11 protein-coding genes are annotated in these 12807 nt (G+C 61.4%); 5 read left to right on the forward strand and 6 right to left on the reverse strand.

Features of this window, described 5'->3' with window-relative positions; translation table 11 throughout:
* Positions 1 to 10: 10 nt before the first annotated feature.
* The 4 genes from BFD71_RS11740 to BFD71_RS11755 all read right to left on the reverse strand — a co-directional run bounded on the left by BFD71_RS11740 (position 11) and on the right by BFD71_RS11755 (position 4116).
* The gene (locus tag BFD71_RS11740; RefSeq protein ID WP_069263805.1) at positions 11 to 610 is read right to left on the reverse strand and encodes a GNAT family N-acetyltransferase; all 600 of its coding nucleotides are present in this window, start codon (positions 608 to 610) and stop codon (positions 11 to 13) included.
* Positions 600 to 1823 (reverse strand): MFS transporter, encoded by a 1224-nt coding sequence (locus BFD71_RS11745; protein ID WP_069263808.1) that lies wholly within the window; start codon positions 1821 to 1823, stop codon positions 600 to 602. The genes BFD71_RS11740 and BFD71_RS11745 overlap by 11 nt, the downstream gene beginning before the upstream one ends.
* Positions 1820 to 3175, reverse strand: coding sequence for a lysine N(6)-hydroxylase/L-ornithine N(5)-oxygenase family protein (locus BFD71_RS11750; protein WP_069263810.1), 1356 nt, complete (start codon positions 3173 to 3175; stop codon positions 1820 to 1822). The genes BFD71_RS11745 and BFD71_RS11750 overlap by 4 nt, the downstream gene beginning before the upstream one ends.
* A gap of 473 nt (positions 3176 to 3648) precedes the next feature.
* Positions 3649 to 4116, reverse strand: a complete 468-nt coding sequence (locus BFD71_RS11755) for a YaiI/YqxD family protein (RefSeq protein ID WP_069264168.1) — start codon at positions 4114 to 4116, stop codon at positions 3649 to 3651.
* A gap of 197 nt (positions 4117 to 4313) precedes the next feature.
* On the opposite strand from BFD71_RS11755, the gene arcD reads away from it, so the two are divergent.
* Positions 4314 to 5777: an arginine-ornithine antiporter gene (arcD, locus tag BFD71_RS11760; RefSeq protein ID WP_069263813.1), complete on the forward strand. Its 1464-nt coding sequence runs from the start codon at positions 4314 to 4316 to the stop codon at positions 5775 to 5777.
* Positions 5778 to 5805: 28 nt separating this feature from the next.
* Here the strand turns inward: arcD and BFD71_RS11765 are convergent, their stop codons facing one another.
* Both BFD71_RS11765 and BFD71_RS11770 read right to left on the reverse strand, forming a co-directional pair.
* On the reverse strand, positions 5806 to 6396 hold the full coding sequence (locus BFD71_RS11765; RefSeq protein WP_069263815.1) for a dimethylsulfoniopropionate lyase: 591 nt from the start codon (positions 6394 to 6396) through the stop codon (positions 5806 to 5808).
* Between the two features lie 37 nt (positions 6397 to 6433).
* On the reverse strand, positions 6434 to 7360 hold the full coding sequence (locus tag BFD71_RS11770) for a LysR substrate-binding domain-containing protein (protein ID WP_069263817.1): 927 nt from the start codon (positions 7358 to 7360) through the stop codon (positions 6434 to 6436).
* Between the two features lie 269 nt (positions 7361 to 7629).
* Between BFD71_RS11770 and BFD71_RS11775 the strand changes: the two genes are divergently transcribed.
* From BFD71_RS11775 to BFD71_RS11790, 4 genes are all read left to right on the forward strand, one after another.
* The gene (locus BFD71_RS11775; protein ID WP_069263819.1) at positions 7630 to 8889 is read left to right on the forward strand and encodes an aromatic ring-hydroxylating oxygenase subunit alpha; all 1260 of its coding nucleotides are present in this window, start codon (positions 7630 to 7632) and stop codon (positions 8887 to 8889) included.
* Positions 8890 to 8941: 52 nt separating this feature from the next.
* Positions 8942 to 10042 carry a hybrid-cluster NAD(P)-dependent oxidoreductase gene (locus BFD71_RS11780; protein ID WP_256094629.1) on the forward strand — a complete coding sequence of 367 codons (1101 nt, stop codon included), beginning with the start codon at positions 8942 to 8944 and terminating at the stop codon, positions 10040 to 10042.
* A gap of 589 nt (positions 10043 to 10631) precedes the next feature.
* Positions 10632 to 11921 carry a quaternary amine ABC transporter ATP-binding protein gene (locus tag BFD71_RS11785; RefSeq protein WP_069263823.1) on the forward strand — a complete coding sequence of 430 codons (1290 nt, stop codon included), beginning with the start codon at positions 10632 to 10634 and terminating at the stop codon, positions 11919 to 11921.
* Positions 11918 to 12799 carry an ABC transporter permease gene (locus BFD71_RS11790; protein WP_069263825.1) on the forward strand — a complete coding sequence of 294 codons (882 nt, stop codon included), beginning with the start codon at positions 11918 to 11920 and terminating at the stop codon, positions 12797 to 12799. The genes BFD71_RS11785 and BFD71_RS11790 overlap by 4 nt, the downstream gene beginning before the upstream one ends.
* The last annotated feature ends 8 nt before the right edge of the window (positions 12800 to 12807 follow it).

The raw sequence follows: 12807 nt of genomic DNA on the forward strand, positions 1-12807 counted from the left end.
CTTATGGAATTTAGTGATCCTGCGTAATGGCGGCGTAAAAAGCGGATCGCGTGCAGAAAGCGAGCGAGGCGGTCTTCTCGCGAAACGCGACGTCCTTCGTATACACGAAGCCCATCGCGCGATTCAGGGCGTGGATGCGTGCGTTGCGCGCATCCGGCTCGACGACGATGCGCTGCGCGCCCAGGCGCTCGAACAGGAACGCCATGAGCGTTTCGAATACGTGGCGCGTGTAGCCCGATATGCGCCGGGCCGCGGGGCCGACGAACAGATGCATGCCGAGGTCGCCCTCGCACACGTCGTAATGCTCGCCGATCTCTTCGTGAGCCGGGTCGTAGGTTTCGAACAGGAAGGCGGGTACGCCATCCTGCGAACCGAGCCAGGCGCGCGCGTGCCCCGAGTCCTCGATAGCCTGATAGAACGCGGCCACCTCCGTCACGCTCTTGTCGCGCATGTTCCAGAACGCGGCGCGTTCTTCGATGAACCAGCGGTGCAGCGTGGGCGCGTCGCGTTGCGCGTCGAGCGGGCGGATGTGAAAGGCCTCGGGCATGACCATGCGTGCAGCCGGGACATGACACAGCGCGATTTCGTCGGCAGCGATTTCAGTTCGCACGGGCGGTGACTCCTGTTTCGGCAATCGGGTTGGAAAGGGCCGAGTCCTGGGCGCGCGGCCGGGCGAGCAGCCAGACGCTCGCGAGCGCCGTGAAAACGAGGCCCACGGACGCCACGAAGAACGGCGCACGCAAGCCGGCTTCGTCGACGATCGCGCCGGCCGCGAACGAGGCCAGCAGCACGCCGAGGTTCTGGAAGAAGTTGATGACGCTGTAGTCGGCGGCATACGAGGCGGGCGTGCTCAGTGCGAACATCGTCACGTCGAGCTTCACGACGATCTGGAACAGCGCGCAGCCGAACATCACGCGGCCCACGACGATCCACAGCGGCGCCTCCACGCCTTGCAGCAGCATGCCGGCGGTGCACAGCAGCAGGTTCGCGAGCATGTGGTCGGGCACGCGCTTGCCCTGGGTGGCGAGGCGCTTGTTCAGGCGCAGCGCGACGAGCGCGACCATGCCGGGAATGGCGAACACGAGCCCCGGAACCAGTTCGCCGGGCGCATGAGTGACGGCTTGCCAGTACGACGCCATGAACGGCCGGATGAGATACACGCAGAAGTCGAACGCGAGCATGAGCAGTGCGAGACGCAGGATCGGCATGCGCGCACCCAGGCCCGCCTTGACCGGTGCTTCGTCGGCAGAGTCCGCAAACCGGCAGCGCCGCGCAATGCGGTGGGTGCGGATCAGCGCAAGGCTGATCGCCATCTGCACGAAGTCGCCGGCGGCCATCGCGAAGATGCAGTGATGCGCGTCCCAGACCTGCATGACGAAGCCGCCCGCCACCGCGCCCGCAATCGCGCCGAAGTGCACCACCACCGAGAGCACGCCGATGGTATGCGGATGCGATTCTTTCGCTTCGAGGCGCATCATGTACGGGTACATCAGCAGATAGCTGCTTTTGCACATGAACATCGCGAGCGAGAGTACCCAGAAGAGCGGCACCGTCGCCGCGAAATAGCTCGCAACCGAAAGCACGCCCGCGGCGCACTGCGTATAAACGAGCAGATGCATGGCGTCGAGGCGCTTCGCAATGCGCGCCCAGAGCGGCAGCGTGAGCATCACGACAATGGAGATGAACGCCACGTAAGCGCCCGCATGCACGGGGCTCGTCACGCCATAGCGCGCGGCGAAGAACTGCGGGTAGAAGGGAATCAGGATCGCATCGCTGATGACGGCGAAGGTCGTCATCAGGATGATCGTGCTGCGCAGCTTCATTGCGCCTCCAGCGGCATCTTCACGAACGCTTCCGTGTCCGGCACCGAGAAGTCCTGCAGCGCGATGCGCCGCTCGATCTTGTAGTGCTCCACACCGGTCAGCTCGCGCAAAATGCAGGAGTTGCGATAGCAGCTCATGCCGAGGTCGGGGTTGGTCAGGCCGTGGCTGTAGAGCCCTGCGTTCTGCACGAAGATCTCGCGCCCGCTTACGTCGATTGCATAGTTGCGCGAGAGCCTGTAGCGCCCCTTGTCGTCCCAGCGGATGCGTGCGCGAATGCCCTCGATGAAGCCGGGCACGTTCTGCCCATAGCCGGTCGCGAAGATCGCGCCGTCCGTCACGTGGGTGTATTGCACGCCCTCGTCGCGTTGCACGAAGCGCAGGTGAAAGCGGTCTTCGATACGGTCGTGACGACAGGCGCTCAACTCGGAATTGGTGATGAGGCGCGCGCTGTTGCAGCCGCGGCTGCGGCGGTCGTCGAGCAGGTCATAAATCTGGTTGATGAGCGAGGCGTTCACGCCTTTGTAGAGACTGTCCTGCTTGGCAATGATGTTTTCGCGCACGCCGTCCGGCAGGTTGTAGAAGTAGTCGATATAGTCGGGCGAGATCATTTCCAGCGTGAGCTTCGTATTTTCCATCTGGAAGAAACGCGGCGAACGCGTGATCCACGTGAGCGTGTAGTCGTGCTCGTCGCTTTCCTTGAGCAGGTCGTAGAAAATCTCGGCTGCACTCTGGCCGCTGCCGATCACGGCAATCGAGCGCTTTTGCTGCAGCTCGGCTTTGCACGCCACGTAATGCGCGCTATGGATGCAGCGCTCGCGCAGCTCGCCGCAGCACGGCGGCAATTGCGGCACGGAACCCACGCCGATCACGAGGCGCGCGGCGCGATGCATGAACGGCTGGCCGGTGCGCACGTTCCGCCCGCGCACCAGGTAATGGCCTTGCTGCGCGTCGTATTCAACGTGCTCCACGCTCGAGCCGAACGCGATGCTCGACAGTTGGCTGATAGCCCATTTGCAGTAGCGGTTATATTCGGCGCGGCTTAGATAAAAGCGCTCGCGAATGTAATACGCATAGAGCTTGCCTTCCTGCTTGCAGTAGTTGAGGAAGCTGAACTTGCTTTTGGGATCCGCGAGGCTGACGAGATCGGCGAGAAATGGGTTTTGCAGCGTCGTGTCGTCGATCAGCATGCCCGGGTGCCAGTCGAAGTCCTCGTTGCGTTCGAGGAAGAGGCCGCGCAGATCGCGGATCGGATCGGCGAGGCAGGCGAGACTCAGATTGAACGGCCCGAGGCCGATCGCCACGAAGTCGAGCACGGGCGAGGTTGGACCTGGTTTGACATTAGTTGTACTCATGATTGAACTTTCACCTGGAGCGGAAAGGACCATGTCGGGTTACCTCATCGAAGGACCAAGACGGCGAGAAGGCTAACGAGGCGCAACGCGCAACCGTTTACGCGGCGCGTGACGCTTCGATGAGAATGAGAGTGATTCGCGTTTGATGATCATAGGAAAGACGCCGCCCAATGGCAAGAGCGAAACGCACAGCGTTGAGGATGACGAACTATCGTGTCTGCCCAATACGCATCGAGCCCGGCAGGGGCGATCCGCGGCAAAGTCCGGCTGGGCTGGGGCGGGCGGGGGATCGGCTTGTTTCGGGAGGCAGCGGGGTTCGCGGTCGCGCCTCCTCATTTTTGGCGTCAAATCACCTGACAAAAACCCTGCGCTTTGCAGGGGTTAGCGGCGCGCAGGAAATATTTCGGCTCTAATCGCGCGCGATTCGCGTGTGCGGGACCACGACGATCCCAAACGTCTCGCGCCTTCTGCGCTCACTCAGTCTTGCGCGGCGGCGGGCTATGCCGCGCGAGAAATCGATCGAGCTGGCCGGCGAACGCCTTGCTGTCACGCGCGCTGAACGGCGCCGGACCGCCCGTTTCGATGCCTGCATTGCGCAGTTGATCCATCACGTCGCGCATCGTCAGCCGTTCCTGAATGTTTTCGCGCGTAAACCAGTTGCCGCGCGGATCGAGCGCTTGCGCGTTCTTTTCGAGCACCGCTGCGGCAAGCGGTATGTCGGCGGTAATCACGAGGTCGCCCGCCTCGACCAGTTCGACGATACGGGCGTCAGCCGCGTCGAAACCCGCCGGCACCTGAATCGACTTGATAAAGGGCGACGGCGGTGTGCGCAGATATTGGTTTGCCACCAGCGTCACCAGGACTTCGGCACGCCGCGCGGCCCGAAACAACATGTCCTTGATGACGGCGGGGCAGGCGTCAGCGTCGACCAGCACTTGCATGTAGGGAATCCCGGCACAGTAAAGCGCGATCATATCGCAATGCCGGCGATGCGCCGTGCATTGCCCGACGTTTCCTGTCGTTTCCTGTCGCATTCCGAATGCACCGCGTTTTCCTTGCATTTGCCTGCATACCTGCCAACATTGATTTCGCAATGGAGCCGGATACGCCGACCTGACACTGCGAAGACGGAGCGGATATGAGCGACGCCACCCACGGGTTCGATGCCGCTGGGGAACACAGGGAGACAAACGGGCTGCGACTGGGTGCGCTCGTTGCCCTCGTCGTGGGCTCGATGATCGGCGGCGGCATCTTTTCGTTGCCGCAGAATATGGCCGCTTCCGCGGGTGTGGGCGCCGTACTGATTGGCTGGGTCATTACGGCCTTCGGCATGCTGGCCCTCGCGCTCGTATTTCAGACACTCGCCAACCGCAAGCCGAATCTCGATGGCGGCGTCTACGCATACGCCAAGGCCGGATTCGGCAATTACATGGGCTTCGCCTCGGCCTGGGGCTACTGGATCAGCGCATGGCTCGGCAACGTCGGGTACTACGTGCTGTTATTCAGTACGCTCGGGTATTTCTTCCCTGTATTCGGCGAAGGCAATACGTTACCCGCAATCGCCTGCTCCTCGGTGCTGCTGTGGAGCGTGCATTTTCTGGTGCTGCGGGGCATCAAGGAAGCGAGTTTCATCAATCAGTTCACGACGATTGCGAAGATCGTTCCACTCGTCCTGTTCATTCTCATCTGCCTCCTCGCGTTTCGGCTGGATGTCTTCTCGGCCGATATCTGGGCGCGCTCGAATCCGGCGCTGGGCGGTGTGCTGGATCAGGTCCGAAACATGATGCTCGTCACGGTCTGGGTGTTCGTCGGCATCGAGGGGGCGACCGTTTTCTCGGCACGTGCCGCGGATCGCAAGAGCGTCGGCAAGGCCACGGTGATCGGATTTTTCGTCGTGCTTCTCGTGCTGGTGCTCGTCAATGTGCTGGCGCTCGGCATCATGACGCAGCGTCAACTCGCGGGACTGAAGAATCCCTCGATGGCAGGCGTGCTTGAACACGTTATCGGACATTGGGGCGTGGTGCTGGTGAGCGTGGGGCTGGCCATTTCGTTGGCCGGCGCGCTGCTTTCGTGGGTCATGCTGTGTGCGGAGATTCTGTTCTCGGCCGCGCGCGACCGCACGATGCCCGCGTTCCTGCGCAAGGAAAACGCGAGACAGGTGCCGGCCAACGCGTTATGGCTGACCAACGGCATGGTGCAGCTGTTTCTGCTCATCACGCTGGTGTCGAAGGGCACGTATCTCTCGCTCATCTATCTCGCCACCTCGATGATTCTCGTGCCTTACTTCTGGTCGGCGACGTACGCGCTGCTGCTTGCCATTCGCGGCGAGACTTACGAGTTGTCGCAACCGGAACGCCGCAGGGATTTGGTGATTGCTGCGGTTTCCGTGCTCTACGCTGTCTGGCTGCTTTATGCGGGCGGCGTGAAATACCTTCTCCTTTCGTCGCTGCTTTATGCGCCGAGCGTCGTCTTGTTCGCCAAGGCGCGGCGCGAGGCCGGGGAGAACGTATTTACGCATCTGGAGAAATTCGTATTCGCGGCCGTGCTCGTTGCCGCGATCGTGGCAGGCTACGGCTTGTATCGCGGGCTGCTGAACCTTTGATTGGGCCGCCGATAGTCGAAAGGGACGCTTATACCAGCAGACACCATAGCGCGAGGAGCGGAGTGGCGCCCGAGCGCATGGCGTGCAGGCTGTTGGGCGGATTGCGGAGGCCACCGCCGATGCCTGGATCGAACCAGTCGCCGTCACGCTGGCGAAATTCCCCGGCACTGAGGAGCACATAGGCTTCCTCAGGGGGATGTCGATGATCGGGGTATCGCGTGTTCGGCGCGAGCAGCGAAAACCCTAGCTGCACGTCGTATCGGCTTTCCATGCCGCCGGGACCGCAAATCATGCCGTTCACGTGCTTCTCGACATAGTCCTTGCTTCCGTTCGATCCGGACGTTCGCCGCTGCCAGCCGATAGCGGGTTCGAGCGTTTTGATGGCGCGGGCCGTATCGCCGAGACTGCTTGTTTCGTCAAGCAACGGCCTCAGTGCCGAATCGAGGAGGTCGCAGGCGGGATAGCGTGCGAGGTTGCGCTTGCCGTCGTCCGATGGCTGTTCGAGTCGCTCGAATACTTTCATGGCCATCTGGCGGCCAGCCTCCGGCAGCGCTGGCGCCTGAAACAGCGCTCGGGCTACGCGAATGAAATGCTCGAGGTTCTCATGTCGTTGATACATGGGGGCTCCGGTAATTGTGTTGATAGGACTCCTGCAGTCAGCGCCGCGCCGGATCCCCTCGCAGCCACTCGATAAGCTGCGTGATGACGGGGGTAATGGCCCGGCCGTGAGGCACCACGACGAAATAAGCGTCGGTGGGGCGGACAGTTGCGAGGCAGATGCGAACCAGGTCGCCTGTTTGCAGCAGGTCATCGACCAGTCTGTTCCACCCGAGTGCTATTCCCTGTCCGTATCGGACGGCTTGAATGGCGTCGGTGTAGAGGCTGCACCGTAGCACCTTGTTCAGGCGCGCGGGCCGGTACCCGACAGCGCGAAACCATTCGTTCCAGCCCATCCATCCTTCGGACGTGGCATCCGACTCCACGAGCGCCATCTTCGCGAGGTCGTCGAGCGAGCGCGGCGTGCCGTATTCCTCGAGGAACTCCCGCGAGCAGACGGGAAAGACTTCAACGTCGAACAGCAAGGTCGAAGTTCCGTCCGGCCAGTTGCCGTCCCCATAGCGCACGGCGACATCCACTTCCACATGCCGAAGGTCCGCCGTAAACATGTCGGTCGACAAACGCAGCTGCAAGGGCGGATCGAGCTTCTTCAGCTTCGCGAGCCGCGGCAAGAGCCGGAACTGCGAAAACGCAGCCGTCGAAGCCAGCACCAGTTCTCGTTGCTCGGTTCCGGTCACCAGTCGATCGAAGACGCCGGCGATCTTCTGCATGGACTCCGCGACCACCAGGTAAAGCGCTTCGCCTTCACTCGTCAGATCAATCGACCGGTGCAGGCGGTGAAAGAGTTGCACGCCGAGCGTTTCTTCGAGGAACCGCACCTGTCGGCTCACGGCGGACTGCGTGACACCCAGTTCGCTTGCCGCATAGGTGAAACTCCCAAGGCGTGCCACGGCCTCGAACTCGACAAGGGCGGTCAGCGAGGGAACGATCCGACGATAGCCTTTCGTTGCTTTGGTGGTTTTCATCCGCTTTCCAATCTGTCGACGGGTAAGGCGAGTGGGGGTTGTTGCCTGCATTGACGGCCATCTCTTCCGGGGAAGCCCTGATCTGGAATTCCCTGCTAGTCGACCCGGGAGGCCCATTTCGTGCGCCGCATTTCGGGCGCATTTTCGCATGATTTAAACGAATGTGAAGCAGCTTATAAAGCGCGTTGACGGTGCGTTTTGAAGGTCCAATACTTCACGCCATATCAGTGTCCCGAACGCTACGCAACGTTCTCATCCAGAGGCTCACCATGTCTGAGGTTCAAATTCAAACGCACCGCGAACTCGTCGATAGCCGCAAGAAAGGACACGGCATGCCAGGTGAATTGTTCGGGCGTCAGGACGTCTTCGAAACGGATGTCGAAGTGTTTTTTCACAAGCTCTGGATTCTCGTTGGTGTGACGGCCGACGTGCCGGAACCGGGCGATGTCCACACGGTGGATATCGGCCGTGCATCGATCATCATCGTGCGCGACGACGACGAGAACGTGCGGGCGTATCGCAACGTTTGCCGTCATCGTGGCTCGCGCATCATGAAGAAGGCGGGCAAGGCAAGCGTCGGGATGCTCGTGTGTCCGTACCATCAGTGGACGTACGACCTGGACGGCAGCCTCAAGCATTCGACGCATATGGGCAAGGACTTCGACGCAAGCTGCCACAGCCTGATTCCGGTCCATGTGAAGACGGTGGGCGCGCATATTTTTGTGTGCCTCGCCGACGAACCGCCCGCGGACTTCGAGAAGCTCGAGGCCGTGATGGCGCCGCGCTTCGCGCCGTACGACCTGGCCCGTACGAAGATCGCCTATGAAATGGAGATCGTCGAGAACGGCAACTGGAAGCTCGTGATGGAAAACAACCGCGAGTGCTACCACTGCGCGGGTACGCATCCGGAGCTGACGAATTCGTTTCTCGCGGAAGACTTCGGCTTTTGTCCGGACGGCCAGAGCGAAGAGTCGCTGCAGGCCTACGACGATTACCTGAAGCGCAACGCGGCATGCCAGGAGAACTGGGAAAAAGACGGTTATGTCTGCGGCACGGTTGAAGCGCTCGACGAAAGCGTGGATACCAACTTCCGCACTCAGCGCCTCGTCATCTCGGGTGCAAACGAATCGCAGACGCTGGACACGAAAGTGGCCTGCACGAAGCTGCTGGGCGGAGTCGGTCGGCGCGACCTCGGCGACGTCCACATGTGGGGCCACCATTCGTGGACTCACGTGATGAGCGACCATGCCGTGATCGCCTATAGCCTGCCCCTCGCGCCGGACAAGACGCTCGTGCGCACGCTCTGGCTGGTCCATGCAGATGCGGTGGAAGGCGTGGACTACGACTTGAAGCGGCTCACTGAAGTGTGGGTCGCAACCACGACGCAGGACGCGGAGCTCGTCGGGAACACGCATGCGGGAACGCAGGATCCGGCCTATATTCCGGGTCCTTTCTCGAACTTCACTGAGGCAGCGCTCGACCAGTTTTCGCGCTGGTACGACGCGAAGCTGAAGGCGCACGGAGTTTGATGTCGCCATGGACGTAGCCGCGGATTCATGTTTCATCGGGCAGGGTCAGGACATGCTTGATCGCTTTTGCAGTGCAAGCACGTGGGAACGCGCTGATGCACAGTGGCCGAGTCACGAGCAGCGCATGCTGACGTGCATGCGCGTGTGTGCCGAGACGCACGACGTGCGGACTTTCGTGTTCAGCACGCGGGAGGGCCATTTCAGTTTCGAGCCGGGCCAGTTTATTACTGTATCCGCCGAAATCGACGGCAAGGAGGTCAGCCGCTGCTACACGATCTCCTCGCCGCCCACGCGTCCCTATACGCTTTCCATTACGGTCAAGCGCACGCCGGGCGGCGTCATGTCGAACTGGCTGCACGAGAACATGCGAGAGGGCGTCGAGTTGAAGGCCTTCGGGCCGTCGGGGGTGTTTACGCCGTCTTCGGGACCGGCTGCCAAGAGTCTCTATCTTTCGGCGGGATCGGGCGTGACGCCGTTGATGTCGATGACGCGCGCGGCGCTCGACCTGGGGCTGAACCGCGACATCGTGTTCATTCATAGCGCAAGAACGCCGGAAGACATCATCTTCCGCATCGAGCTTTCGAACTTGTGTGCGCTCTCGGACAAACTGCGTGTGGTACATGTCTGCGAGGCGCTCGGGAGCGAACCGGACTGGTCGGGGCCCGTGGGGCGCCTCAGCCTGGATCTGTTGAAGGAGCATGTGCCGGACTATCGCGAGCGCGAGGCGTTCATCTGCGGACCCGGTGGTTATATGGACGCTTGCAGAAAGATGCTCGCGGATGGCGGCCATGACCCCGCCCGCTACCATCAGGAAAGCTTCAACTTCGCGGAGACCGTGGAGTGCGCCGAAGCGCCAGTCGCTGAGGCCAGCGCCGAGCCGGCTGCGCAGGGCGGCTTTACGGTGCAACTGGCGCGCTCGGGCCGCTCGTTCACGATGGACGCCTCGCAGACGGTGCTCGTCGCCGCGCGCAAGGCCGGTGTGCCCTTGCCGTCGTCATGCAGTCAGGGCATATGCGGGACCTGCAAGACGAAGGTGCTCGAAGGGTCCGTGGACATGAAGCACAACGGCGGCATCCGTCCGCGCGAAATCGAGAAGGGGATGCGTTTGATGTGCTGCAGCCGCCCAACTTCAAACCTCGTTCTCGATTTATAGCCGGACGACTGTGCTCTGAATGGCTTCGGCAAGCCGTTCACCTTGAATTGAAATGCTCCAACGCCCTGTCGTGGCCCGCAATGCGGTGCCGGTCGCGACAGGGCAATTCTTTTTTGTCGTCTGATATTCAGCCCAATTCCTCGTAGTTTCCTGCATTTTTCTCCCATTCTCCTGGTAGTTCCCCAGACTAAAACCCCCCAGGACTTTCCCTCGTTCCATGCGGCGCGCTCTACTTCGCCATCATTGGGCCAAAGGCAGCCGTTCCCGGCACTCAATTGCCCGCAAAGTCCCAACCTGTATTGGGTCCGCGCGCCGTTCGCTTATTCGCTAAACGTTTCATTACTCACCGGGCACTTTGCATGCATTACCAAAGGTATGGGAAAGGGCCGAAAAAATGTAGCTGGAGCGCGCAATTTGGATTGCTACGCTGCAATCACTGCATCAGTTGCTGCATCCGAGCCGGATTCACCGAAATAGTGAATTCGAAACCGGATAAGCGTCGATGCGAGCTGAATCGCCGCGCTAGAACTTCAGGCCGTACCGGAGTTCACCAGCGCCACTTTTCTGAACCAGCCAGCTGGGATGACAAATGGCCCCTCATCTGACGTTCGCACCGGGCGACACATTGCCGCCAGGCGCAATCAACACAGCGGGTACGCCTTCGGTGGCCCGGCCCATTGCCATATCAGGAACCGACATCCTGACGGTCAAGAACCTGTCGAAGATCTTCGGCCCGAAGCCCGAGGTTGCTGCGCAACTGGTCAAGCAGGGCCTGGGACGCGATGAGGTCTTCAAGCGCACCGGCAACATGGTGGCGGTCAACGACGTCAGCCTCAACGTGAAGGCCGGCGAGATCTTCGTCATCATGGGACTCTCCGGTTCCGGAAAGTCGACGCTCGTGCGTCTGCTCAATCGCCTGATCGAGCCGACGTCCGGCCAGGTCGTTCTCGAAGGCCGCGACATTGCGCCGATGTCCACGCCCGAACTGCGTGAAGTGCGCCGCAAGAAGATGGCGATGGTGTTCCAGTCGTTTGCGCTGCTGCCGAACCGCTCAGTGCTCGACAACATCTCGTATGGCCTGGAAGTCGCGGGCATGAAGAAGTCCGAGCGCTATGAAATCGCACGCGCCGCGCTCAAGCGCGTGGGACTCGGCTCGTACGAAAAGCTGCTGCCCAGCGAACTCTCGGGCGGCATGCAGCAGCGGGTCGGTCTCGCGCGCGCCCTGGCCGTCAATCCTGCTGTGCTGCTGATGGATGAAGCCTTCTCCGCACTCGATCCGCTGATCCGCTTCGAAATGCAAAGCGAACTGCTGCGGCTCCAGAAGGAGGAGCAGCGAACCATCGTCTTCATTTCGCACGATATCGAAGAGGCCATCAAGATTGGCGGCCGTATCGGCATCATGAAAGACGGCTGTCTGATTCAGGTCGGCACGCCCGCCGAACTGATCCAGTCTCCTGCGGACGACTACGTACGGGACTTCTTCCGTCACGTAGACGTTTCGCGTTTCCTCAAGGCCGAGAGCCTGATGACCCGCGTCGAGCGCGGACTGATTACCGGCGACGTCGGCGCGCCCGCTGAACGTTACCTCAATCAACTGATCGATAGCGGTGCCGAGTGCGGTTACGTGTGCGATCAAGCCGGCCGCTACCAGGGCTGCGTCACGCCCGCTTCGCTGCACAGGGCGGGTGCCCAACCCCTGCGCGAAGCGTTGCTCAAGGACTTGAGCACGGTCTCGCTGGACACCGACCTGCACGAACTCTCCGCGATCGCACTGAGCCAGCAACACGACGTGCCGGTGACGGACGCGGCAGGCAAGCTCGCGGGAGTCGTGTCGTGCCGAACGATACTCAAACAGGTTATGGAGCGGAGGGCAGCATGAATTCGTCAGTCATCGGCAAGTTCGCAGAGAACGCCGTCAATTTTCTGTTCAATCACTTCCAGGGCGGATTCAACGCGTTTTCCGCGGCGTTGGGCGCAGTCGTCAAGCTGCTCGAAGACGGCCTTGGGGCGATTCCCTTCGTCGCGATGCTCGTCTTTCTCGTGGCGTTCGCGTTGTGGCGCCGTGGGATCGCCTTCGCCGTGTTCGTCGGCATCGCGCTGCTGCTCATTCACTACATGGGGCTGTGGCCGCAAACGGTCGCTACGCTGGCCCTTGTCGTTGCCGCGACGGTTTTCAGCCTCATCGTCGGCGTGCCGCTCGGCATCTGGGGCGCGCGCAACAAGCGGGTGGAACTGATTCTGCGCTCGCTGCTCGATTTCATGCAGACCATGCCGGCGTTCGTCTATCTGATTCCCGCCGTGATCCTGTTTGGCCTCGGCCGCGTGCCTGCCGTGATCGCCACCGTGGTGTTCGCCATGCCCCCCGTGGTGCGCCTCACGACGCTCGGCATCCGCCAGGTTCGCGAGGAATTGCTGGAAGCAGGCCGCTCGTTCGGCAGCACCGACGCGCAACTGCTCTGGAAAATCCAGCTGCCGAATGCATTGCCGTCCATCATGGCCGGCGTGAACCAGACCATCATGATGTCGCTTTCGATGGTCGTGATCGCCTCGATGATCGGCGCAGGCGGCCTCGGCGAATATGTGTTGAGCGGCATCCAGCGGCTTGACATCGGCATCGGCTTCGAAGGTGGCCTCGGCGTCGTGCTGCTGGCCATCGTGCTGGACCGCCTGACGGAGACGTTCGGCGTGAAATCGAAGAAGAGGAGACCCGTCGCGAAGGTGGGCAAAGCTGGCACCACCGAAGCGGCGCATAGCTGACTAGCCGG

The sequence above is a fragment of the Paraburkholderia nodosa genome, assembly GCF_001718195.1.
In the GTDB taxonomy this organism is placed as follows: domain Bacteria; phylum Pseudomonadota; class Gammaproteobacteria; order Burkholderiales; family Burkholderiaceae; genus Paraburkholderia; species Paraburkholderia nodosa_A.

Coding starts and splice junctions, on each gene's coding strand:
- BFD71_RS11745 (WP_069263808.1), bottom strand. CDS start 1,823: ATGAAGCTGCGCAGCACGATCATCCTGATGACGACCTTCGCCGTCATC.
- BFD71_RS11750 (WP_069263810.1), bottom strand. CDS start 3,175: ATGAGTACAACTAATGTCAAACCAGGTCCAACCTCGCCCGTGCTCGAC.
- BFD71_RS11755 (WP_069264168.1), bottom strand. CDS start 4,116: ATGCAAGTGCTGGTCGACGCTGACGCCTGCCCCGCCGTCATCAAGGAC.
- arcD (WP_069263813.1), top strand. CDS start 4,314: ATGAGCGACGCCACCCACGGGTTCGATGCCGCTGGGGAACACAGGGAG.
- BFD71_RS11765 (WP_069263815.1), bottom strand. CDS start 6,396: ATGTATCAACGACATGAGAACCTCGAGCATTTCATTCGCGTAGCCCGA.
- BFD71_RS11770 (WP_069263817.1), bottom strand. CDS start 7,360: ATGAAAACCACCAAAGCAACGAAAGGCTATCGTCGGATCGTTCCCTCG.
- BFD71_RS11775 (WP_069263819.1), top strand. CDS start 7,630: ATGTCTGAGGTTCAAATTCAAACGCACCGCGAACTCGTCGATAGCCGC.
- BFD71_RS11780 (WP_256094629.1), top strand. CDS start 8,942: ATGCTTGATCGCTTTTGCAGTGCAAGCACGTGGGAACGCGCTGATGCA.
- BFD71_RS11785 (WP_069263823.1), top strand. CDS start 10,632: ATGGCCCCTCATCTGACGTTCGCACCGGGCGACACATTGCCGCCAGGC.
- BFD71_RS11790 (WP_069263825.1), top strand. CDS start 11,918: ATGAATTCGTCAGTCATCGGCAAGTTCGCAGAGAACGCCGTCAATTTT.